The organism is Saccharopolyspora phatthalungensis (genome assembly GCF_014203395.1).
GTDB classification, from domain to species: Bacteria; Actinomycetota; Actinomycetes; order Mycobacteriales; family Pseudonocardiaceae; genus Saccharopolyspora; species Saccharopolyspora phatthalungensis.
The window spans coordinates 1,209,881-1,233,028 of the sequence record NZ_JACHIW010000002.1; the positions used below are offsets into that span (position 1 = coordinate 1,209,881).

At 68.8% G+C, this 23,148-nt stretch carries 15 protein-coding genes; 4 read left to right on the forward strand and 11 right to left on the reverse strand.

What is annotated here, in order from left to right; translation table 11 throughout:
• Nucleotides 1-372: 372 nt before the first annotated feature.
• The 7 genes from BJ970_RS31710 to BJ970_RS31740 form a co-directional block, all read right to left on the reverse strand.
• A complete protein-coding gene (locus tag BJ970_RS31710; RefSeq protein WP_281399656.1) occupies nucleotides 373-1,596 on the reverse strand; it encodes a helix-turn-helix domain-containing protein in 1,224 nt (407 codons plus the stop codon).
• Nucleotides 1,597-2,456: 860 nt separating this feature from the next.
• The gene (locus BJ970_RS31715) at nucleotides 2,457-3,674 is read right to left on the reverse strand and encodes a helix-turn-helix domain-containing protein (protein ID WP_184731077.1); all 1,218 of its coding nucleotides are present in this window, start codon (nucleotides 3,672-3,674) and stop codon (nucleotides 2,457-2,459) included.
• A 272-nt stretch (nucleotides 3,675-3,946) separates the two neighbouring features.
• Nucleotides 3,947-4,951 (reverse strand): alcohol dehydrogenase catalytic domain-containing protein, encoded by a 1,005-nt coding sequence (locus tag BJ970_RS31720; protein WP_184731079.1) that lies wholly within the window; start codon nucleotides 4,949-4,951, stop codon nucleotides 3,947-3,949.
• A 72-nt stretch (nucleotides 4,952-5,023) separates the two neighbouring features.
• Nucleotides 5,024-6,316 carry an MFS transporter gene (locus BJ970_RS31725; RefSeq protein ID WP_312864569.1) on the reverse strand — a complete coding sequence of 431 codons (1,293 nt, stop codon included), beginning with the start codon at nucleotides 6,314-6,316 and terminating at the stop codon, nucleotides 5,024-5,026.
• 119 nt (nucleotides 6,317-6,435) lie between these two features.
• Complete coding sequence (locus tag BJ970_RS31730) at nucleotides 6,436-7,158, reverse strand: carboxymuconolactone decarboxylase family protein (protein ID WP_184731083.1); 723 nt, start codon at nucleotides 7,156-7,158, stop codon at nucleotides 6,436-6,438.
• Nucleotides 7,155-8,081 carry an SMP-30/gluconolactonase/LRE family protein gene (locus tag BJ970_RS31735; RefSeq protein ID WP_184731085.1) on the reverse strand — a complete coding sequence of 309 codons (927 nt, stop codon included), beginning with the start codon at nucleotides 8,079-8,081 and terminating at the stop codon, nucleotides 7,155-7,157. Before BJ970_RS31735 ends, BJ970_RS31730 begins: the two co-directional genes overlap by 4 nt.
• The gene (locus tag BJ970_RS31740) at nucleotides 8,078-9,727 is read right to left on the reverse strand and encodes a class I adenylate-forming enzyme family protein (protein ID WP_184731087.1); all 1,650 of its coding nucleotides are present in this window, start codon (nucleotides 9,725-9,727) and stop codon (nucleotides 8,078-8,080) included. The genes BJ970_RS31735 and BJ970_RS31740 overlap by 4 nt, the downstream gene beginning before the upstream one ends.
• 271 nt (nucleotides 9,728-9,998) lie before the next feature.
• On the opposite strand from BJ970_RS31740, the gene BJ970_RS31745 reads away from it, so the two are divergent.
• From BJ970_RS31745 to BJ970_RS31755, 3 genes are all read left to right on the forward strand, one after another.
• Nucleotides 9,999-11,087, forward strand: a complete 1,089-nt coding sequence (locus BJ970_RS31745) for a CaiB/BaiF CoA transferase family protein (protein ID WP_184731089.1) — start codon at nucleotides 9,999-10,001, stop codon at nucleotides 11,085-11,087.
• A 288-nt stretch (nucleotides 11,088-11,375) separates the two neighbouring features.
• Nucleotides 11,376-12,098, forward strand: a complete 723-nt coding sequence (locus tag BJ970_RS31750; RefSeq protein ID WP_184731091.1) for a TetR/AcrR family transcriptional regulator — start codon at nucleotides 11,376-11,378, stop codon at nucleotides 12,096-12,098.
• 153 nt (nucleotides 12,099-12,251) lie between these two features.
• Complete coding sequence (locus BJ970_RS31755) at nucleotides 12,252-13,529, forward strand: helix-turn-helix transcriptional regulator (protein ID WP_184731093.1); 1,278 nt, start codon at nucleotides 12,252-12,254, stop codon at nucleotides 13,527-13,529.
• On the opposite strand, the gene BJ970_RS31760 is transcribed toward BJ970_RS31755, so the two are convergent.
• From BJ970_RS31760 to BJ970_RS31775, 4 genes are read right to left on the reverse strand one after another with little or no spacing between them, the layout of a single operon-like run.
• Nucleotides 13,438-14,943 carry an amidohydrolase family protein gene (locus BJ970_RS31760; protein ID WP_184731095.1) on the reverse strand — a complete coding sequence of 502 codons (1,506 nt, stop codon included), beginning with the start codon at nucleotides 14,941-14,943 and terminating at the stop codon, nucleotides 13,438-13,440. The two genes, BJ970_RS31755 and BJ970_RS31760, sit on opposite strands and share 92 nt — an antisense overlap.
• Nucleotide 14,944: 1 nt before the next feature.
• The gene (locus tag BJ970_RS31765) at nucleotides 14,945-15,169 is read right to left on the reverse strand and encodes a phosphopantetheine-binding protein (RefSeq protein ID WP_184731097.1); all 225 of its coding nucleotides are present in this window, start codon (nucleotides 15,167-15,169) and stop codon (nucleotides 14,945-14,947) included.
• Nucleotides 15,156-16,781, reverse strand: a complete 1,626-nt coding sequence (locus tag BJ970_RS31770) for a (2,3-dihydroxybenzoyl)adenylate synthase (protein ID WP_184731099.1) — start codon at nucleotides 16,779-16,781, stop codon at nucleotides 15,156-15,158. Before BJ970_RS31770 ends, BJ970_RS31765 begins: the two co-directional genes overlap by 14 nt.
• Nucleotides 16,781-17,815, reverse strand: coding sequence for a ketoacyl-ACP synthase III family protein (locus tag BJ970_RS31775; protein WP_184731101.1), 1,035 nt, complete (start codon nucleotides 17,813-17,815; stop codon nucleotides 16,781-16,783). The genes BJ970_RS31770 and BJ970_RS31775 overlap by 1 nt, the downstream gene beginning before the upstream one ends.
• Nucleotides 17,816-17,996: 181 nt before the next feature.
• Between BJ970_RS31775 and BJ970_RS31780 the strand changes: the two genes are divergently transcribed.
• Nucleotides 17,997-22,889, forward strand: coding sequence for a type I polyketide synthase (locus BJ970_RS31780; RefSeq protein WP_376775159.1), 4,893 nt, complete (start codon nucleotides 17,997-17,999; stop codon nucleotides 22,887-22,889).
• Nucleotides 22,890-23,148: the final 259 nt, after the last annotated feature.

A 23,148-nucleotide genomic window follows, 5' to 3' on the forward strand; every position in this document is an offset into this window, starting at 1 on the left:
CGCATGCTTGTCGCGAACGTAGGCCGCTGTGTCGGCCAGCAGTACCGCTGCCTTGGTGTTCGGCCTGGTTGGCGGCCGAATGGGCGCGGGCGGCGAACCCGGACGTCGCCGAGGCGGATGTTGGTTGCGTTCGCCTGCTGGAGGCGAATGGCTGCTGATCGACTGGGACGGCACCTGCATCGGCCCTCGCGGGCTGGACCTGCTCACCGGCATTCCCAACCATTCCCACGAGTCTGAGGCGGGCCGGTCCCGGTTCCTGACCGCTTATGGCTACACGGCAGTCCCTGGCTTGTCGACTTTCTCGGGCATGACCGGAAAGACTATGAATGATCAGCCGCAGCACCTTAACTGCTTGTTAAGGCACGAGCAGGATCACCGGGTTGGCGCTATGCCCATGCGATAGGCAAGCCCCCGAAGCTCCCGGCTGGTGTTGCTGGAGTGTGCAACCTTGGGCAACAACCCCAAAACGGTCTCTCGTACCAGTGGCCTCGTACGGATGAGCTGTGGAGCGATCCTCTCCGCACGTATCAAGGACTGCACACTCTGATCACGAGTGGCTGGTTCGCAGGCCAGCGCCCGGCCGAGATCAGACCAGTAAATGCCCTGACGGTCAGGGGCTGGAATCGTCTCAGGATGCACGTCGCGTGCGATCTCGGCGACCCGCCCGCCTTCGCCAAGGTCCGTGTTCAGACCGACAGACCAAATCCCGACGTTGTCGCGGCTGAAGTACAGGTAAGCGAAGTTGGGGTTCTGATCGGGATTGTCCGGCAGGTGGGTGGTGAGGTGGGTCGCTTCGGCGAGGTGTAGGCGGGCCTCTTCCGCTTTGCCTTGCGCGGTGGAGGCCAGCGCGGCGGACAGGTGAAGCATCCCGGCGACCTGCACGATGTCGGTGTTGGTGTGCGGGCCGATCTGGTCCAGTGCTCGTATCACGCTGGCGTGCTGGTGGGGCCGATTCTGTTGACCGGTGGCGTAAGCACGCAGGTAGGCGGCGTAGGCCAGCCATTCTGGGGCGTCGAGTTCTTCGGCGACGCTGCGGGCGTGCAAAGCGGCGAGCAGTGGCCAGCCGTCCACGCCGCCTAGGTTCTTGGTGGTGCAGGTGGCCGCGTAGTAGGCGTACATAAGCGCGATCAAGGCGTCCCTACGGTGCTCGGGGTCGCGCACGTAGGCGGCGTGCAGTTCGGCCAGGAGATCGGGGAGGATCGCGCCTTGCCCCGCGTAGTCGGCGCGTAGGTCGGTGTTGAGCCGGTGGGCATCGGCAGCCAGAAGCGGCCAAGGACGTGGTGTGATCTCGGGATCTAGGCCGAGTTCGTAGGCGTCGAGGGCTACGCGGACTTCGTTGAGCGCCGCCCGGCCTTCGGCGGACACCGGGTCGGCGGCTGTGTAGGGCTGGCCGGTGAGTTCGCTTGGTGAGACTCGCAGTGCGTGCGCCAATGCTTCCAGCACTGATCGTTTGGTTATGGCACGTAGACCGCGTTCGATCATCGACAGGTACCCGCCGGTCATGCCCGCCAGCTCGGCCGTAGCGGTGAGGCTCATGCGCCGCCACGTGCGGATTTCCCTGACACGCCGCCCAATGTGGGCATCATCGCGGCCCATGCGACACCACCTGTTTTCGCCAGAGTTGCGCTCTTCGCCGTACCCCCGGGGAGCTACCCGGGGGCTATCGACCTCCGGCGAAGAGGTGACGTTGAGGATAGCGAGTACCCGATCATGCGGCCAAGCTGCGGGAGACGCCCCCCACTGCGGAACCCGCGGATTCAAAGATCGAAGCCCGCCACTCCATCAGCGCACGCACATCCGCTGCGCGCGCTCTCGGCTCCTCCGCGTCTAGGACCTCTGCAAGACGCTCATAGAAGTGCTCACCATCGGGCACGAAGATCGCTCAGATGTCGTGCTCACCGCAGCCCCTATAGGCGCCAAAGGAGTCGACGGTGACACCATCGGCCGAGCCCCAGTCAGTGAACGAGAACCTGCATTCGAGAGGAGCAGGTGTCACATCGTCTAGGCGATGGAATGCCTCACTTTCGAAGCTGCCCTCGTACTCCCAGCACGTTTCCGGCCCGAGAAAGTAGCCCGACTCGTTCTTGTCGAACGTTCCGTCCGGTTGCCAACCGCGGGGGGGGAGAGCAAGTCATGCAGTTGCTCGAGACGTTCGCATTCGATTGAAGGTCCATATACCACGTAGCCCATATGGCCTAATCGTCATCAGTAAGCAGCAACTTGACTATGCAACGCGTTCGTGTGGTCCGTCCTGGCACCGGTCGGCGAGGGTCTTATTGACGACGGCCCTGGGGTTGCATGCCGTTGGACGGCATCCCGAGAGCGGACCTATCTCACATCTGATCACAGACGCCGTTGCAGTCCTTGCAGGACCTGTTCGAGCAAATCCCGTATGACCGGAAAGCTATGAGTGATCAGCCGCAGCGCCTTTACTGCTTGTTAAGCAGCCGCGAACATCACCCGGTTGGCGCTACACCCATGCGAAACGCCAGACCACGAAGTTCGCGCCCCCCAGCTTCCCGACGTGCGGCAGCGAGCAAGTCAGTCACTGTCTCTCGGACAAGCGGGTTGTTCCGAATAAGTTGGGGCGCTGTGCGCTCGGCTTCGGCGAGCGTTTCGATACCCTCAGCCCTGGTTTTCCGTTCGCTGGCTAGCGCTCGGCCTACGTCGGCGAGGAACGCAGCGCGCCGCGCCTTGCCTTCGATCATGCGGGGCTGAACTGTGCGGGCGTACTCGGCGACCCGACCGCCCTCGCCAAGTTCGGTACCCAAGCTGACTTGCCACACTCCAACGTTCTCGGGAGCGAAGTACAGCCAACCGAAGTTCTGTCGCACGTCAGGAAGCCGTGTGGCGAGGTTTTCGGCTTCTGACACGTGATCGTGTGCACGTTCGGGGTCACGCTGGGAGGCACAGACCAGTGCCGCGTTCAGATGTAGCGCGCCGGCAGCCTGGACCACGTTCGGATCGTCAAGACTGCCCTGCACCCGGTCGATGGTTCGCACCGCATGTGTGTACTGGTGGGGCCGGTCAAGTGCCCCACCCGAATAGCCCCGGATGAATGCGGCAAACCCGATCCACTCTGGACTGTCGAGTTCTTCCGCGCACTGTTGGGCAAGCCTGGCAGCGACAAGCGGCAGACCACGGACACCCAGGCATTTCGTGAAACCGGCGGCTGACCGGTAGGTGTAGATCAAGCCGATCAACGCCTCACGGCGGCGTACGGAGTCATGAACGTAGGCGGCGTGAAGCTCGGCGAGCAGGCCAGGTATGACCGTGCCTAGCGACGCATAGTCCGCGTCGGCTCTCAGAACGTCGTTGAGCCGTTGTATGTCTGCGGAGATTTCCGGCCAAGGGCGCGCTTCGATGCTGGGGTCTGTGCCAAGGTCGTAGGCGTCGAGTGCCGCTTCCACTGCGGCGATACCGGCTTGTGCTTCGGCAGACAGCGGATCGGCGGGTCGGTAGGGCTGCCCGGTGAGGTCTTCCGGTGAGACCCTCAACGCTTGCGCCAAGCCGTCCAGGAGCGGGCGGCGCGTGACTGCTCGTAAGCCACGTTCGATCATGCTCAAGTATGCGGGTGAGATTCCTGCGAGTTCGGCAGTGGCGGCGAGGTTCATGCGCCGCCACGTGCGGATTTCCCTGACACGCCGCCCAATGTAGGCATCATCGAGGCCCATGCGACACCACCTGTTTTCGCCGGAGTTGTGCTCTTCGCCGTACCCCCGGGGAGCTACCCCGGGGGCTATCGACCTCCGGCGAAGAGGTGACGTTGAGGGTAGCGAGTACCCGATCATGCAGCCAAGCTGCGGGAGACGGCCCGCCACGGCGACACGGCTGTAGAGCGCCCGCTGTGCACGTAGGTCCTCCCGCAGTGCCGACGTCCGGGCGCACGCGCTGATCCCGGCCTGCTAGCGGAGTGGGCCGGGATCGGCGGGGTCGTAGGGGTCGGTCACCCGGTGGTGAGGACGATCCGGCCTGCGACGCGGCGGGCATCCAGGTCGGCGAAGGCTTGGGTGGCCTCTGCCAGCGGATACGTGGTGACGACGGGAGTGACCCGACCGTCGGCGACCATTGCCAACGCGTCGGCGAAGGACGACATGGTGGTGGAGGCGGATCCGGTGAGCACAGCCTCCTTGTGGAACAGGAAGGCGGGATGCAGCCGCACGGGGTCACCGGACACCTGGCCGGTGAAGACGTAACGCCCGCGCTTCGCGAGGCCGCGGAATGCCTGCCGGAACACGGCCGGATGCCCGACGTTGTCCAGCACGACCTCCGCGCCCCGGCCGTCGGTGAGTTCGAGCAGCCGTGGCCACCAGTCCTGCCCGGTGTCGACCACGTGGTCCGCCCCGGTGAGCGCGTCGGCTTTGGCGGCGGACCCGGTCACCGCGATCACCGTCGCGCCGAGGGCCTTGGCCACCTGCACCCCATGCAGGCCGAGCCCGCCGCCCGCGCCCGTGACAACCACGGTTTCCCCAGGCACCACCCGGCCGATACCGCGCAGCGCCTGCAAGCAGGTTCCCACCGTGCAGGCGACCACGGCGGCGGAATCGAGGCCGACGTGCGCCGGAACCGTCAACAGAGACGACTCCGGCAGCGCGACGAATTCGGCGTACCCGCCGTAGGTGAACGTCCGGGCGACACAGTCGACATCGCGCCCGGCGTAGCAGTCCGGGCAGCGGCCGCAGTGCGTGAACTGCTTGGCGGCCACCCGATCGCCCACCTTCAGGTGGCGGACCGCCGAGCCGATCTCGGCCACGGTCCCGGCGATCTCGTGACCAAGGATCCCGGGCAGCGGAGCCTTCGTCAGCCCCATCCGGTCGGCCTGGTCATGCCCGCACATACCGCACGCCGCGACCCGGACCAGGACCTGATCCGGCGCGGGTGACGGGCGCTCGACCTCACACACTCGTGCTACCTCGGGTCCCCCAGGAGCGCCCACCACGACTGCTCGCATCGCATTTCTCCTCTCACAAGTGCACTGCTCTTACGACGGGCGCCTTCTGCGAGTTCTGCCTGGGGGCGCAGCTCAAACCTCCTCGGTGGCCCGGAGTGCCGCAGGGTGCCCGGAGACCGTGAGGTCGCGGTCTCGGGTTTCGGGCACCAGTCGGGCGGCGAGCCAGCTGAGCACGCTCAGAACGGCAACGACGACGCCGACGGAGAAGCTGCCGTACGTGGCGGCGAGCGCGGTCGCCGCGATGGGGGCGAGCCCGCCGCCGAGAATGGCCGCAACGTTGTAGCAGACGCTGGCGCCGGTGTAGCGGTGCTCGGTTTCGAATAGCTCGGGCAGCAGTGCCGCGATCGAGCCCCAGGCGAAACCGAAGGCCCCCATAGTCACCGAGATACCTAGCGCGAACGCCCACGGTGTGCCGATGTCAAGGAGCGGGAACAGCGCGAGTGCGACACCGGCGGAGATCACGTTGCCCCACACCACCATCGCGCGCCGCCCGGCGCGGTCGGACAGCAAAGCCGATGCCACGGTGACGACGCAGAGAACGGCGCCAGCGAGGATCCCGAGGGCCAGCACGGTGTGGCGCGGCAATCCGAGCCCGCCATGCTGGTTGGTCCCGTAGGAGGTGAGGAAGGTCGTCCCGAGATAGAAGATCGCGAAGTTGCCGGTCATCGCGCCCGTACCGATCAGCACCTCACGCCACTGCGCTCGCAGCACCGACACGATCGGAACCTGCCTGTCCGCGTGCTGCTTCGGGGTGTTCTGAGCCGCGGTGAACGCCGGTGTCTCTTCGAGCCGGACCCGGACGTAGAGACCGAAGAGGACGAGGACGATGCTGAGCAGGAAGGGAATCCGCCAGCCGATCGCCAGGAAACGCGTGTCGGTATCGCCGAGCGTGAGATTGGTGATCAGGAACGTGGCGCTGGCCAGGATGAACGCGAAAGGCGCTCCCAGCTGGGGGAAGATCGCGTAAAAGCCGCGCCGCTTCTTGGGTGCATGCTCGGTGGCCAGCAGGGCGGCTCCGGCCCATTCACCACCGATCGCGAATCCCTGCAGGAAGCGCAGCACGACCAGCAGGATCGGGGCGGCAGCACCGATCGTCTCCGCGGTGGGCAACGCTCCAATGAGGACGGTGCTGATTCCCATGATCAGCAAGGTCGTCGTCAGCGTGCGTTTGCGTCCGAGCCGGTCGCCGAAGTGCCCGAACACCACACCCCCGACCGGTCGCGCGAAGAAGGCGACCGCGAAGGTCGAAAAGGACGCCACGGCACCCGCCGTGGCGCCGAGTCCCGGAAAGAACAGCTTCGGGAAGACCAGCGCCGCGGCGGTGCCGTAGATCAGGAAGTCGTAGAACTCGATCGTGGTACCCACGCAGCTCGCCATGGCCACATGGCGGGCAGACGGTGTGGTCCGTGGTGTCGGCATCGTTGCCTCCGGGGTTGTTGAAATGCGAGATCCTGCGGAGCGGTTCTGGGGTGTCGGGTGCGGTCTCAGGCCGGTGGGGGTTTCGGTGCGCCGAGACGCCGAGCGAGTGCGGCGACGCCGATTTCGAGGGTGCGCGCCGTGTAAGGCACCGTGAGCCCGATCGCGGCGACGACCTCGGCGCGGGTTGCGCCGTAGCGCAGGGCGTTTGCGACATGCAGCGCGGCGCCGTCGCGGAAGAGATGGGTGGTCGACAAGTCCGCGACGACGAAGACCAGCTCGCGCCACTTGAGCGGCAGGCCCTCGGAGCGCCAGAGCACTCGTCCCAACCCCCGGTACGCCGCAAAGGCTTCGGGCATCAGAGCCGCCATGCGGGCGTGGTAGCCGGGGAATCGTTCTTCGAAGGCAGCCCAGTAGCCGCCTCGCGTGGACTCCGGTGCCGGCGGTTCGGCATCCACCGGAACGAGGGGAATCCCGGTGGTGAGGCTGTGCGTGGAGATCAGCGTGAGCAGTTCCAGGACGTCGAGGACTTCGCGCTCGGTCGCGCCCGCGTCCAGGGCCCGGCCGATGCGCAGGTCAACTCCCCGCTCGTCGAGCACCGTCATCGTCGCGTCGTGTGCCAGCAGGAGCAGTTCACGGATGTGGGGTCGCAGCACGGTGGCGTCGTGGCACGCCGCGAGGTAGCCGGCGAACGCCTCGACGAACTCCGGGTCGCGGTCGAGCAGGTCCTCCCATGCCGGTGAGAGCGGCCCGAGTACCCGTTCGAGGCGCGCGCGTGGGTCGGTTGTCATGAGCTCGATTCCCTCGCTGTGCGGGCGGACAGGGCGAGCCCGGGCAACGCGAGACCGGGATGGGGGGCGGGAAGGGCGATCACCGACCCGCCCTTGGCCGCGGTCACGACCAAGGTGTCCAGCCCGGGCCCGGCGAAGCACACGCTGGTGACCAGTGAGCCGGTCCCGAACCGGATCTCCTGCTGGATATCGCCTCGTGCATCGAAGGCCATGACATTACCGCCGACGCTGCCGGCGACCCAGAGCCAGCCGCGCACGTCGACGGCGATCCCGTCCGGCTTGCCATGAGGCAGCTCGACCGACCACCCGTCGGGCTGGCAACCGTGTGCGGTCAGCCGGAATCTGGTGATCCGGCCGGGTGCCGTCTCCGCCACGTAGATCCGCTCACCGGTGGCGTCGAAGGCCAGCCCGTTGGGAAACAACAGCCCGTCTCGCTCGACGTGGAGGTCCCCGGTGGTGGCGTCCCAGGACAGCAGCCGGCCGGGGGCCGGGGTGCCGTCCAGCGAGTGGTCTGGCGGGTCGGTGAACCAGAATCTGCCGTCGGGGCCGACGACACAATCGCTGGGCGCATCAACGCCGTCCGGCACGACGGTCGTCAACGTTCCCGCCGCCCATCGCTGGATCGACGGGGCGGCCGTGAGCGTCGACCGCGATGGCATGACCGTCGCCCCGTTCTGGGCGATGAGCACTTCTCCGGCGCTGCCGACGGCGATCCCGTTCGGGCCGCCTCCGGTCTCGACCGCGAGCTCTGCGCCGGAGCCGTCGAGATCGACCCGGTAGACGTGACCGCGGTTGATGCTGGCCACCAGCACCGCATGGTCATCGAGCGCCGCCGGGCCTTCCGTGAACCCGAGGCCCTGGGCGAGGAAACGCGCGCCTTCGGGAAGCCGCACGCCCGTGCTCGGCGTCGATGCGGCGGTCATGAGGACACCCCCGATGCGGGACCGGCCGGAATGGCGGCCAGGACGCGCGCCGCTTCTTCGCGCAGGAGCGGGCGCGGGATCTTTCCGCTGGCAACGCGCGGCATTTCCGCGTCGCTGCGGTAGATGAAGTGCCGGGGGACCTTGTAGGACGCCGCGCGTGCACGCATCCGTTCGCGGATCAGCTCGGGCGGGGTGGCTTCGGGGTCGGCCTCGATGAAGGCCACCACGACCTCACCGTCCCTGGTGTCGGGGACGGAGCACACGTGGGCCTGCTGGATTCCGGGGATCTCGTCGAGCAGTGCCTCGATCTCCTGCGGGGCGACGTTGACGCCACCGGGCTTGAGCATCTCGGTCGCCCGCGCGTGATAGACGAGCCGGCCCTCCGCGTCCAACGAGCCGAGGTCTCCCGTCCGGAAAAAGCCGTCGCCGGTGAAGGACGCCTTGGTGCGGTCGGAATCCTTGAAATATCCAGTCGTCACGCGGCCGCGGACCTGGATCGCCCCAATCTCCCCTTGGGGAAGCGGGGTCTCGCTGTCCGGGTCGACGATGCGGATCTCGTTGCCGGGAAGCGGAAAACCTTGTGTCGACAGTACGGTCTCGCGGGTGTCGGTGTGCTGCGTCAGCGCCACCAGGCCGTACATTTCGGTCATGCCGTAGACGCTCACGCCGTGGGTCACGCCGAGCCGGTCGATGGCGAGCTGGCGGTCTTCGACGGAGAATCCGATCATGCCCTTGCGGAGGTGGATACGAGAGCGGTCGAACCCCGGTGTCGCAAGCAGTTTCCGCGTCAGGTTCCCGAATCCGTAGTACACCGTGCACCGCTCCCGGGCCAGAATCTCCAACGCCTCCGGGGCGTCGAAGACCTCCTGCAGCACGACCCTCGCGCGATGGGTCCAGGCCGCCATGAGCGCTTGCTCGGCGGCGAGACCGTAGAACAAGGGGGTGGCGAGCCAACTGCGGTCGGCGGGTTCGATGCCCTGCCGCTCGCCGATCTGGTAGCCGTTCTCGATCAACGGCCCCTGATGGATCTGCACCGCCTTGGGTTTCGAGGTGCTGCCGGAGGTGTACAAGAGGAACATCAGGTCATCCGGGGCGTTCTGCTTTTCACGTGCATGCAGCTCGGCGTCGCCGACCTCGTCGGCGCGACGAAGAAACTCCCCGAGTGGCGTCGCACGCGGCAGCGCGGAACCGAGCGCGACCACCTGCCGCAGGGACGGGAACCTGCCGAACCGGTCCGGCGCGGGTGCCGAGGTCAACTCGGGGATGATCGTCGCGAGAGCCGCGTTGAAGTCTTGGTTGCGCAGACGGTCCACCGCGAGGAGTACGACGGCGTCGGAGTGATCGAGCGTGTACCGCAGCTCTTCGGGCTTGTGCCAGGTGTTGAGCGGCGCGAGGTGCGCGCCGACCCGGGCCGCCGCGAAGGACAGCCGCAGGAAGTCGGGATGGTTGCCGCACAGGATGGACACCGCGTCACCCCGCTGCACACCTGCCGCCAGGAGCGCACGGGCCCAGCGGTCGACCTCACCATCGAATTCCGCCACGGTGGTGTGCACGCCCTCGAAGGTCAACGCGACATCCTCGGGCGCGTACCGAGCCCACGCGCGGATCAACTCACTACAGGTCGTGGCGCTGGGTCTGGGAGACATGACATTCCTCCTCGTCCTCGACGTCGGGGACGACTACATGCAAGCGACGGCACCCAGGGAAGGGTGCGGGCAGTCCTGATACGAGGCTTGCCACGCGCCCGGGAACCGCCACGCCGCAACGGGATAAGGCGATGCTCCGGCGGCCCGCTGGTTCCTTCCCTTTGTTGTACCCATCGCATGCCGGCCTGGTGCCGACCAGGTTCAGGTGCGACGCCGGTAAGCTTGCCGCTTTTTTGATACATTATCAAGTCTTGCGGCAATGGGAGGATCGATGGGCACACTGGATCAGCTGCGGGTCGTCGAGATGGCGGGACTCGGACCGGTGCCGTTCGCGGCGATGATGCTGGCCGACATGGGCGCGGAGGTGATCCGGATCGATGCCCCGCCACGCAACTCCGAGGACCCTCATGATCACGTTGGCCCGATCTGGCGCGGGCGTCCGGCGGTGGAGCTGAACCTCAAGGACGAGACCGATCGGCACACCGCACGTGCCCTGATCACACACGCCGACGTCCTGCTCGAAGGGTTTCGCCCGGGGGTCATGGAACGTCTGGGGCTGGGGCCGGAGATCTGCACCTCGGACAACCCTGCCCTGGTCTACGGGCGCATGACCGGCTGGGGGCAGCACGGCGCCCGGGCGCACGAGGCGGGACATGACATCAATTACCTCGCCGCCAATGGTGTGCTGCGCGCCATCGGACGCAGTGGTGAACGGCCCACGCCACCCCTGAACCTCGTGGGCGACTTCGGCGGCGGCGGTATGTTGCTGCTCGCGGGAGTGCTCGCGGCCCTCGTCGAACGGGGCAAGTCGGGCCGGGGACAGGTGGTCGACGCGGCGATGGTGGACGGCGCCGCGCTGCTGATGAGTTCGGTGCTCGGCTGGAAGGCCAACGGCTCCTGGCGGGAGCCACCCGGCACGAACGCAATCGACACCGGCTCCCCGTTTTACGAGGTATACGAGACCTGCGACGGGGGGCACCTGGCCGTCGGCGCTGTCGAACCGCGCTTCTACCGCGAGTTCATCGCCGTGCTCGGACTCGCCGATGTCCCCGATCAGTACGACCGGGATACCTGGCCGGCCATGAAGAAGCGCGTCGCCGATGCGATCGGCGAACGGTCCCTGGCCGAGTGGACCGAGGCGTTCCGGGAGCGGGATGCCTGCGTCACTCCCGTCGCGAGCGTGGAGTCGGCGCTGGCCGACCCGCTGTTCTCGGACCGGCCGACCTACGTCCGCGTCGGCGAGGAGGTCCACGCCGCACCGGCTCCTCGCTTCAGCCGTACGCCCAGCACCCTTCCGGGTACCAACGCCCGCGCGGCAAGCGCCGATCCCGATGCCGTGCTGTCCCGGTGGCGCGGCTGACGGCCGCGGGGACACGGACACCCGGGAACCACCGCCGGATGATGGGCGCGACTTTGGATCACATATCAGAAACTCGGCCCTGCCGGTCTGTGGGGACACCGATCACCGGCCCGGGCTTCAAGACCGAGATCCGGCGGGTGGTCGGCGGTCTGACGAGCGACGAGATTGCCAAGGCGTTTCTCGTCAGCGAAACGGTTTGCGAACCTTGATCATACGGGCCGGATGCCGTCCCAGTCGCTGGGCGCGGGCGGTGCCATCGCCGTGAACCGCCCATATCCTCTGGAGGTGATGTCTACCCCTCCTCGCTCCCGCGCTGCTGTGGGGCTGCCGCCGGTCACTCCCGACGAGGTGGTCGATGCCGCCGTGCGCCTGACCTTTCGCCACGGTCTGGACGGCTGGTCGATCCGTGCGCTCGCCGCGGAGGTGGGAGTCGCGCAGGCAGTTGTCTACCACCATGTCGGTGATCGCAGCCAGATCGTGCAGGCCGTCGCGCGGAAGGTGCTCGCGCAGATCCCCTTACCCTCCGCGGACCTTTCCTGGCGAGACTGGTTCAGCACGTTGTTCACCGACATTCGGAAGGTCGCGCTGCAGTACCACGGTGTCGCCCGCGAGATCCTGGTGTTCGGTCCGGTGGTGGACTCGCACGGCATCATCGATGCGGGGATCGAGACCCTGCGGCGCGCCGGATTCGGCACCGAAGCCCCGATGATCTTCAACTACCTCTCGAACACCGCTTTCAGCCTCATCGCGGCGGAGGACGAGCGCAACAGCGCGCCGGACAAGCGGCTCGAACGCGCTCGTCGGCTGGTCGACATCGCCCAGGAGTCGGACCGGCCGGGGTTGGCCACGATGGCAGAATGGCTGCGTGATCGCTCGAAGAACATGGACTACCTGAGAGCACACGACGCCCACTTCTATCGCTACTGCATGCGGCGCGCGCTGGACGGCGCACAGGCCCGGTTGCCGGCATTGCGCAAGCGCGCCGCTCGCCGCCGCGCGACTAAAGGGTGAGCACTGTTCAACGCTCCTCTCGCGCCCGATCAAGCTTGATGAAGCACGTTGAGGTAGCCGAACGTGGCCTAATGCACCTTGTGGGCGACATACCCACTAATTAGGCTCACCTAATCGTGGAGAGCTGTTATGGGGGGTGAGGTGACGCGCGCCATGCGACCGCGGTCGCGGGAGGGTTGGGAATCGGACGTCCGAGGCGGTCCAGCACTGCAGACGGCCGACCCGACCCAGCAACGCCCGCGGTGGCCGCTCGCGGGGCGCGAGGCCGAGCTTGAGCAGATCCGGGCCGCGCTCACGTCGGGACGCGGCGTCGTACTCACCGGCGAACGGGGAACCGGGCGTAGCGCGCTACTGGCGGCCGCGCTCGACCGAGCCGGGGACCACACCGCGCTGTTGCCGTCCTGCACCCTCGGATACCTCAAGCGCCTGCCCGTTACTGCGGGCAACATGATCGGTATCGACGACGCCGATCAACTAGACCCGGATGTCGCCGCACATCTGCATCAGTTAGTGCGTGCCGAGCGCAACCGTGTCGTGGCGACCGTGTGCGAGGACGTGTGGGCACCGGAAGGGATCTGCAGACTATGGCTGGACGGGCTCGCCGAGCGGATCGAGGTGCGCCCCTTCAACCACAGCCAGATCGCAGAGGTGCTGCGGGCACGCCTCGGTGCGGAGGTCGACGACGCGGCTGTCAGCGGCATGGGGATGCTCACTGCGGGTAACGCAATGCTGTTACGCGAGCTCACCGAGCACGCCGTCGTCGAGGGGAGTCTGCACTACACCGACGGAGTATGGCGCTGGTCCGGGCTGTCCTGCGCCGACGGCAGGCTCACCGCCGTGGTCCGGATGCGGCTGGGACGGCTCACCGCCGACGAGACCGAACTGGTCGAGCTGGTCGCTCTCGCCGGAACCCTGTGCCTCGACGCGGTGCCGGGCCTGGTGGACGCCGCCGAATCGCTCAACCGGCGCGGAGTACTCGCGGTCGACGAGGCGTCTGGCGGGGTGCACGTGCGATTGACCGTCCCGCTGTGCGCCGAGGTCGTGGCCGCCGCCATGCCGGAACTCACCGCTCGCAGGTTGCGGGCGCAGCTCGCGGCGGCTGGGCAATTGGACGCGGGCACCGTCACGACCGCCACGAGCCGTGCTCCGGCACGTCGGCCGCCGCGAGCCAACCCGCCCCTGCCGTGCGCAAGCGGTCCGCACAACCTGACAGCGCGCGAACGCGAGGTCGCCGAGTACGCTGCGGCCGACCTGACCAGCCGCGAGATCGCCGAACTGCTGGTGGTCTCCGTGCGGACGGTGGAGAACCATCTGCAACGGGCGTACGGCAAGCTTGGCATCACCCGGCGTGCCGATCTCGCCGCGGCGTTGGCCGCCGCCGGGCGCGGCGGATCAGCGGGCCTGCCTCGATCGCGAAACACCGCGAGCTGAAAGACTCCAGCGCGTCGAGGTAGTCCGACCGCAGCGCATCCTCGTCGGCACCGACGGCGTGCCCGTCGGACACCACGACCCGGCCCGCAACCAGCACGGTGTCGACGTCCCGCGATCCGCCCAGCAGCAACAGGCTTTCCAGCGGTCGTGACTGGAGCAGATAACGCCAGTCGTCGGTGCGCACCAAGACGAGATCCGCTTGCTTGCCCGGCTCGATCGACCCGATGCCGGCCCAGCGCAGGCCGCGCGCGGGAATGCGCGTGGCCATCGCGAGCGCGTCGGTCGGCCGCACCTCGGCCGGGTCACCGGAGCGCTCGGCGAAGCCGTGCCAGGCGGCGCGCATCGCCTCGACCATGCCGGGAGCCGGCAGTGGCGATCCGTCCGTCGAAATCGACACGGCCAGCCCGGCGCGACGCAGGTCGGCGACCGAGTTTGTCTCGGTCAACACCGTTTCGCCGGTGCAGCCGTATTTGGCCGGTGAGATGGTGATCGACGCGCCCGCGCCGAGCAACAACTCCTGCTCCTCGTCGTCGACGAACCCGCAGTGCACCGCCATGAGCCGGTCGGTAAGCAACCCGAGTTCGGCGAGTCGGCGGATTCCGGTCAGCCCGAAGTGCTCGCGCAACGCGCGCGCCTCGGCGCGCAGCGCCGCCACATGCGTGGTGAACGGCACGTCGTATCGTTCGACGAGCCCCGCCAGCGCCGCGCCCAGTTCGTCGGTCATGTTCGTGAGGTAGATCGCGGACGGACGGGCGTGCAGCAAACCCGTGGCATCGGTGGCCGCGAGCCGCAGCACATCTTCGGTGCGCGCCAACAGCATCTCGGTGTCCCTGGTCCGCACCGGGGCGCGGGAATCGGGCGTGCACACCGCGTCGCCGGTCCACAGGCTGATCGCGCAGCGCATGCCGAGTGACCGCGCCGCGGCTGCCAACGCCTCCGGCCGGTTGACCGAGCCGGTGTCGCCTAAAGTCGTCACGCCGCAGCGCAGCTGCGTCCACATCGAATAGCGCGCGATGGCCTCTGCCTCGCCCGGGGTCAGCCGCTCGGCGAGCTCTGCCGAGGCGTCGAATGATGCCGACACGTCATACGGGTCGCCGCCTCCGCTGAGCGGCCCGCCGACGTCGTCTCGGTCAGACACCGGGCGCAAGGCGTTCTGGTTGGTGAGTCGCAACGCGAAAGTCTCGTGCCAGTGCGGATTCACGAAGCCGGGAAGCACCGCCATGCCGCTCGCGTCGACCACGGTCAGCTCCGCCAGCCGGTCCGGGGGCAGTGCCGCGACGGCGGCGCCGACCTCATCGGCGGTGCCGACCGCGTCGATCCGGTCGTCGACAACGAGGACGCACCCGCGCGACAGCACGCGGGCCTGCGCATCGGCGGTGTATACGCACCCGTCCTGGACAAGCAGAACCGGCACGCTACCTCCCGTTGAGATGATCGAGCCACTGGTTCAGCGTCGGCTGCCCGACCAGCGCGGCGAACGACACCTGCCGCCGCTCCCGGCGCCACCGGCTGGCCAATCGCATCGTCTCCAGTGAGCTCAGTCCGAGTTGCACCAGATTCGCGTCCCCGGCGATTTCGTCCGGTCGCATTCCCAATACCGCCGCGACGGTGTCGCGCAGCTCGGCCTCACTGATGCTCATCGCGCTCCTCCCTGATAGCGGCCAGTTCCCTGATGGCGACCAGTGCCTTCTTGTCGACCTTCCCGATCGGTGTGAGCGGTAAGGCGTCCACCAGCTCCAGCCGATCGGGCAGCTTGTACTCGGCGACACCTCGCCGGAACATCGCCTCGCGCAACGCGTTAAGCGTGGGCGGGGTGCCGTGCGGCACGACATAGGCGCAGGTGCGTTCGCCGAGGAACTCGTCGGGCACGCCGATCACCGCTGCGGTGGCGACCGCGGGGTGCTCGACGAGGTATGCCTCCACCTCGCCGGCGGAGATCTTGTCACCGCCCCGGATGATCATCTCCTTGATGCGGCCCTCGATGACGAGCTCACCGCGCTCGGTGAGCCGGGCGAGGTCGCCGGTGCGATAGAAGCCGTCAGCGGTGAACACCCGCGCGTTGTGTTCCGGCGCGCGGTAATAACCACGCAGTGTGTACGGGCCCCGGGTGAGCAGTTCGCCGGTGCTGCCCGGCGGCAGCACCGCACCACCCTCGTCCACTATGGACAGCTCGTCGCCGGGCGAGATCGGTAGCCCCAGCGTGTCCAGGACGTGTTCGGCCGAGCCGCGCGGCCGGGTGAAGGTGAGCAACCCCTCGGCCATGCCGAACACCTGCTGAAGCGTGCAGCCCAGCGCCGGGCCGATGCCGCGCACGAACTCCGGCTTCATCCGCGCGCCGCCGACCTGCACCAGTCGCAACGAGCCGAGGTCCGAGGCCGTCCACGCCGCCTCCTCCACCCAGATCTGGGTCAACGACGGCACCAGAGCCGTGACCGTGACTCCCTCGCGCTCGATGAGCGGAAAACACTGGTCCGGCGTGGGACTTTCGGCGACCACGACGGTGCCACCGGCCTGCAACGTACCGAGCACACCGGGACAGCCCCAGGCGAAGTTGAACTCGATCGGCAGGGCGGTGAGGTAGACATCGTCCGCGGTCAGCTCGCAGACCTCGGCCGCCGTCCGACACTGGTAGGCGTAATCGTCGTGGGTGCGCGGAATCAACTTGGGCAGCGCGGTCGTCCCGCCGGACAGCAAGAAGAACGCGACATCGGCCGGGTCCGGCTCGGGCAGGTCAAGCGGATCGGCGGAAGGCAATGGGAGCACGTCGCCGGCGGGTTCGCCGACAACGAACAGCGACCGCAGGTGCGGCAGTTCGGCCCGCAGCGCCTGGCCTAGCTCGCGGTGGTCGAAGCCCCGGTGCACCGCTGGTCCAATGTAGACGGATGCGCCGCTGAGCTCGCACAGGTGCCGTAGTTCCGTCTGCCGGTGCGCGGCCAGCGCGAAAACGGGCACGGCGCCGAGCCGGAACAGCGCGAAGCAGATGGCCACGAAGTCCGGCAGATTCGGCAATTGGACGACCACCCGCTCGCCGGGGCGGATCCCGTGGCCGGCGAATCCGGCGGCGAGCCGGTCGGCCCACTCGTCCAGCTCGGCATAGGTGGTCCGCCGCTGCCCGTACACCAGCGCGGTGCGCGGACCGAACTTCTCGGCAGCCGTCCGCAACAGGGCGCCGAGCGACTCCCCGCGCCAATACCCTTGCGCGCGGTACTCGGCCGCGACCCGCTCGGGCCACGGCGTGCATCCCTCCAGCATCAGTTCCCTTCCCCGTCGGTGACGATCTCCACTACCGCGCACCCGGCCTCCATGCCGGTGGTCGAACCGACCAGCAAGACCCGGTCGCCAGGCCGGACCTCACCGCCTCGCCACAGCCGTTCGAGCGCGAGGAACAGATCGGCGGCGCCGGTATGTCCGACCGTGCTGGTGAATTCCCACGTGCTGCTCTCGTCGTCGAGATCGAGCGGGTCGAGGAAGATCGCGTCCAGCGCGCCGCGGGCATACCCCGGGTGGCACACGCGGCCGATGTCGGCCATCGTCAGCCCGGCCTCGGCCAGCGTGCGCCGGGTGATTTCGGCGACCTGGTCGCCGAAATGCAGGATCGGCGGAGCCTCGCCCGCCGCCCACTGCGCACGCACCTTTTCGCTGCGCTCGTGGAAGTTCAGGCCGCGGCCGATGGTCGCGCCGGGCGGAAACAGGGTCTCGCCCGCCCGGTGCAGTCCCTCCATTCTCGGATCGGACAGCGACCCCATCGCGAGCACCCGTGCGAAGCCGTGGCGACGCGACACCACCGCGGCCGACGCGCCGTCGGCGAGCAGGAACAGCCGCGAAGCCCGCCACCGGTCCGCCAGCGGCGTGGAGAAATTGTCGGCGGTCGTCACGAGTGCGGCGTCATGGCCCGGGTCGGCGAGCAGCCGGTACCAGGCCGCTTCGATGCCGGCCAGCATGCTGAGGCAACCCTGGCGCAGCTCCAGTGCCGGGATCGGCCGATTCAGCGTGTTCAGCAGAACGTAATGCGGTGCCGACCACCCCTCAGGTCCCTGCGGGTGCGTGCTGCTGTGCACCAGCAGCGCGAAGTCGTCCGGCTCGTGGCCGCACCGGGATAGCGCGCGCCGCCCGGCGGTGACCGCCATGTCCGGCGCCGGCGTCGAAGGGCTGACCGCGACCGCTCGCATCTCGGATTCGTCCCGGTCGGCCGCCTCGTACCAGCCGCGGGCGACGGCCTCTTCCGTGGTGACCCGGTCGGGCAGGTAGCCGCCGATACCGGCGAGATAAAGACCATCGGTGCGCACCGGCCAAGGTGATCACGCGTGCCGCCCTCATGACATGAGTAGCGGGTACTCAATCCCGCGGGTTGAGTATGTGCGCGCGATCACCCAGGGATTGAGTAGCGGCTACTCACGCGCGCACGCGCGTGTGGTTGCTGTGCTGAACGCCGTCCAGCACACGACCACACGAATTTTGGCGAGAACAGTGAACGAAATCTCCTCCGGTTTACAGGGTCAATCCGTTGCCATCATCGGCATGGGATGCCGGTTCGCGGGCGGGGTGACCGATCCGCAAAGGCTGTTCTCCTTCCTGATGTCGGGCTCCCGCGCCGTGGGGACCGTGCCGGATCAACGTTGGGACGCCGCGCGGCGACGCTCCCGGGAGAATGCGGCCGCGCTGTCGCGGGTGACCGCGCGGGGCGCGTTTCTCGACGACATCGCGGGGTTCGATAACGCGTTCTTCGGCATCTCCGGCACCGAGGCCGAACAACTCGACCCGCAGCAACGAATCGCGCTGGAGGTCGCTTGGGAGGCGCTGGAGCACGCGGGGATCGACCCGCGTTCACTCGCCGGCACCGACGCCGGGGTGTACCTGGGGGTCGGGTCCGACGACTACGGCAGGCGGCTGCTGGAGGACCTTCCCGGGGTCCGCGCGTGGACCGGGATCGGCGCGTCTCAATGCGGGGTGTCCAACCGGATCTCCTACACCCTCGACCTGCGCGGTCCCAGCCTCAGCGTCGACACCGCCTGCTCATCGTCGCTGGTCGCACTGCACCAGGCCGGCCGGGCGATCGCCTCGGGTGAGGTGCCGCTGGCGCTGGCGGGCGGAGTGATGATCATGTCCGGCCCCGGCCTGACCGCAGTGCTCGACGAGGCGGGTGCCATTTCGGCGGACGGCACGTCGAAAACGTTCGACTCCGCTGCCGACGGCTACGGCCGAGGCGAGGGGTGCGGCGTCGTTGTGCTCAAGCGGCTCGACGACGCGCTGGCCGACGGCGACCACGTGTGGGCCGTGCTGCGCGGCGGCGCGGTGCGCCAGGACGGCCGGACCGAGGGCATCATGGCCCCGTCCCGCACCGCGCAGGAACACCTGCTGCGCGCCGCCTACGCCGACGCGGGCGTCGACCCGCGCGAGGTCGGGTACGTCGAGGCGCACGGCACCGGCACTCGGGCCGGCGACCCCGTCGAGATCGGTGCCCTGTCCACAGTGCTCGGCCAAGGCGGTTGCCTGGTCGGCGCGGTCAAGCCCAACATCGGGCACACCGAGGCCGCCGCCGGGATCGCCGGCGTGATCAAGGCCGCGATGGTGCTGCACTCCGGGGTGATCCCGGCGACGGTGCTGGATAACGGGCTGCGACCGGACATCGACTGGGCCGACTCCGGGTTGGAGGTCGTGACCACGACACGCCCGCTGGAGTCCCGCTACGCCGGGGTGGCCAGCTACGGCTATGGCGGGACCATCGCGCACGTCGTGCTGGAACGGCCGCCCGTGGTGCCAAGCACGGCCGATGCGGGTCGGGCCGAGGCCCGCCTGTACCCGGTGTCCGGTGCTTCAGCCGACGCGGTCCGGGCCCAGGCCGCGCGCCTGGCCGACGCGGTCGGCGACCTCTCGCTCGCCGACATCGGCCACACCCTGGCTCACCGCCGCGCCCACCTGCCGGTCCGCGCGGTGGTCGCCGCTGCCGACCGCGAATCCCTGATAGCCGGCCTGCGCGCGGTCGAGCCCGCCGAGCCGGTGGCAGCGGCTCCGGGCGTGGTGTGGGTTTTCTCCGGCCACGGCGCCCAGTGGCCGGGCATGGGCCGCGAACTCCTTGCCGAGGAACCGGTTTTCGCCGCGACCATCGACCGGCTCGCCCCGGTCTTCCGCGCCGAGTTAGGGGTCGAGCCGCGTGCGGTGCTGGAGTCCGGTGACCTCGGGGGTGTGGACCGGATTCAGGCCATGCTGTTCGCGATTCAGGTGGGGCTGGCGGCGGTGTGGCGGCAGCGCGGGATCACCCCGGCGGCGGTGATCGGCCACTCGGTGGGCGAGATCGCCGCGGCGGTCGTCGCCGGTGAGCTGACCGAGGAACAGGGCGCGACGCTGGTCTGCCGGCGATCCCGGCTGTTGGTCGAGGTCGCCGGGCGCGGGGCGATGGCAATGGTGGACTTGTCGTTCGACCGGGCCGAGAAGTTCCTCGCCGGACGTGGCGACGTGGTGGCCGCGATCGCCGCCGCACCCGCCTCGACCGTGCTCGCCGGTAGTCCGGAGGCGGTCGACGAGGTCGCGTCGGCCTTGCGAGCCGAGGGTCGCGTGGTGCGGCGGGTCGACTCGGACGTCGCGTTCCACTCCCCCCAGATGGCACCGCTCGCGGTACGGCTCGCCGAGGCCGTCAAGGACCTGGTGCCCGCTCGCGGCGATGTGCCCCGCTACGTGACCGCGGTGGCGGACCCGCGCGCCGCGCCAATGGCGGACGCCGCGTACTGGGCGGCGAACCTGCGCGATCCGGTCCGGTTCCGCGACGCCGTCGACGCCGCGATCGACGACGGGCACCGGCTTTTCCTGGAGGTCTCGGCGCACCCGGTGGTGAGCCACTCCATCACCGAGATCCTGCACGACCGAGGAGCAGCGGGAATGGCGGTCGCCAGCCTGCGCCGCCACCGCGGCGAGCGCGATTGCCTGCTCGACGCGCTGGGCAAGCTCTACCGACAGGGGGTCGACCCCGACTGGACCGTGTTGCAGGCGTCCGGCCGGTTTACCCACCTGCCCGGCGTGGTGTGGCAGCACACTCGTCACTGGGTGGCCGGTCCAGCGGACGAATTCCCACCCGACACGCTGCTTGGTGCGCCGGTCGACCTGCCCGGCACGACGACCCGCGTGTGGCCGACCACGCTGGAGATGCGCACGCGCCCCTATCCGGGTCGGCATCCCGTGCTCGGCACTGAAATCGTGCCCGCTGCGGTGCTGATCACGACGTTGCTCACCGCGGGCGAGTGCGCCGCGTTGCGGGATGTCCGGCTGCGCACGCCGGTGACCGTGCCGGAAGAGACGGCACGCGAGGTGCGAGTGGTCCGGGACGGCGCGGCGTTGCGGATCGCATCCCGCGCGGACGGCGACTGGGTGGTCAACACCAGCGCCCTCATTGACAAACGCAGCGTTGGCACGGCATTGGACGCGGAGGCCGATACTGACCTTTCACTGGATCACGTCGTCACCCGGCTCGCAGAGCTGGGGGTGGGCGACATGGGATACGACTGGCAGTTCACCGAGTTGCGGCGCGGTCTCGGCGCGCTGCGCGGACAGGTGCGGGCCGACGGCTGGACGGCGCTGCTTGACGCCGCGTTGTCGCTCGCGTCCGTCGTGTTCGACGGCCCTCCGGTGTTGCGGATGCCCGCGCACGTCGATGCGTGCGGCTGGGAAGGCCCGGCACCGCAGTCGGCGACCGTGACCGTGCGCGCCGATCCGGGACGTCCGCACACTGTGGACGTCCACATTGCCGGGGATTCGGGCACCGCGTGGTTCACCGGGCTGCGTTACGCCGAGCTCGACGGCGAACCCGCCGATTCGCTGCCCGAGTTGAACTACGACCTGCGATGGGAACCGTTCGCCGCGCCCGACCGGCAGGTGCCCCTGACCGGCGTGGTTGTCCTGGGTGACGCCAAGCTCGCCTCGGCACTGAGCGTCCCGCTGAACGCCGACCTCGCCGACGCCCGGCACGTGCTGTTCGCCCCGGTGCACACGAGCCCGGTCGACGCCGCCGATGGTCTGGTCGAGCTGGCTCGCACGATCGACGCGTTATCCGGTCCCAAGCCGCGCTTGTGGTGCGTGACCAGGGGGTTGCGCACCGCGAAATCGGCAGCCGATCTCGCGCTGGCTCCGTTGCACGGTGTCAGCCGGGTCGGCGCAAGCGAGCACCCGGACTTCTGGGGCGGCGCCATCGACCTGCCTGAGGATTTGGCGGCCGTCGACGTGGAAGCGGTGGGCCGTGCCCTGTCCGTCCGGTCCGAACCGGTGCTTGCCATCGCCGATGGCGAGCTCTTCGCGCCCCGGCTCACCCCGGCGGCCACGGGATCACCGCAACCGCTCTGCCGTCCCGACGCCACGTACCTCGTGACCGGTGGCCTGGGTGCCCTCGGCCTTCGGGTCGCCGCGCATCTGGCGCAGCGGGGCGCGCGTCGGCTGGTGCTGCTCGGCCGCACCGGCCTGCCGCCCCGGCGGCAGTGGGACGCCGACCCGCGCGGGCGCGCCGTGCGCGAACTGGAACAAGCCGGGGTCACCGTGTTCCCGGTGGCCGCCGACATCACCTCCACCGAGGACACTCGTGCCGCGCTGGCCGCGCTGCCGATACCGCCCGTCGCGGGTGTCGTGCACGCCGCCGGAACGGTCCATAGTGGACTAATGGGTGCGGTGGGACGGGCCGAGCTGACCGAGGTGATGCGCCCGAAGGTGGCGGGCGCCCTGGTGCTGCACGAGCTCTTCCCCACGGATTCGCTGGACTTCCTGGTGCTGTTCTCGTCGGCCGGACCGCTGCTCGGGCTACCGGGCCAGGCGGCCTACGCGGCGGCCAACACGTTCCTCGACGCACTCGCTACCCATCGCGGGCCCGGCACGACAAGCGTCGCGTGGACGAGCTGGCGCGGTCTGGGCATGTCCACCTCGGCATCCGCAACCGACGTCGAACTGGATGCTCGCGGCACCGCCGACATCACGACCGAACAGGCGCTCCGCGCGTTCGACCGGGTGCTAGGCCGCCCCGGTGGAGGAGTGACCGCAGTGCTCCGGGTGCGCCGCGACCACAACGGCTCGCGCCCGTCGGTGCTGTCCGGTCTCACGACCGACGAACCATCGCACGACATGGCGGCCTGGGACGGCCTCACCGGCGCCGAATTGGAGCAACACCTGCTGGACGTGGTCGTGCAGGCGGTCGCCACGGTTCTCGGCGTCCCACCGGACAGCGTCGGAACACACCGGGCGCTGTCTGAGGCGGGGGTGGACTCGCTGCTGGCGTCGGCACTGCGGGTGCGGCTGGAGCGGGATGCCGGCGTGCCGCTACCCGCGACGTTGCTGTGGAACCACCCCACGCCGGCGCGGATCGCGGCTTACCTGGCCCAGTCAGTCTGACCCGGCTCAACCACAGCGAACCGGATCGGTAGCCGCAGCTATTCGTCGGCGTCTCGGCGACCACCGTTGATCATCCGCCGGATCGCCGTGCAGCGAGGGGGTTGGGGCCGTGGGGGTTTCGGGTTGACCTGGTTGGGGGCGCGTTTTCGGGGGTATGGGCGCCTTTCGAGGGGGTTGGGGCTGTGGGAGGTTCCGAGTTGACCTGGTTCGCGGGCGCGTTTTCGGGGGAATGGGCGCCTTTCGAGGGGGTTGGGGCTGT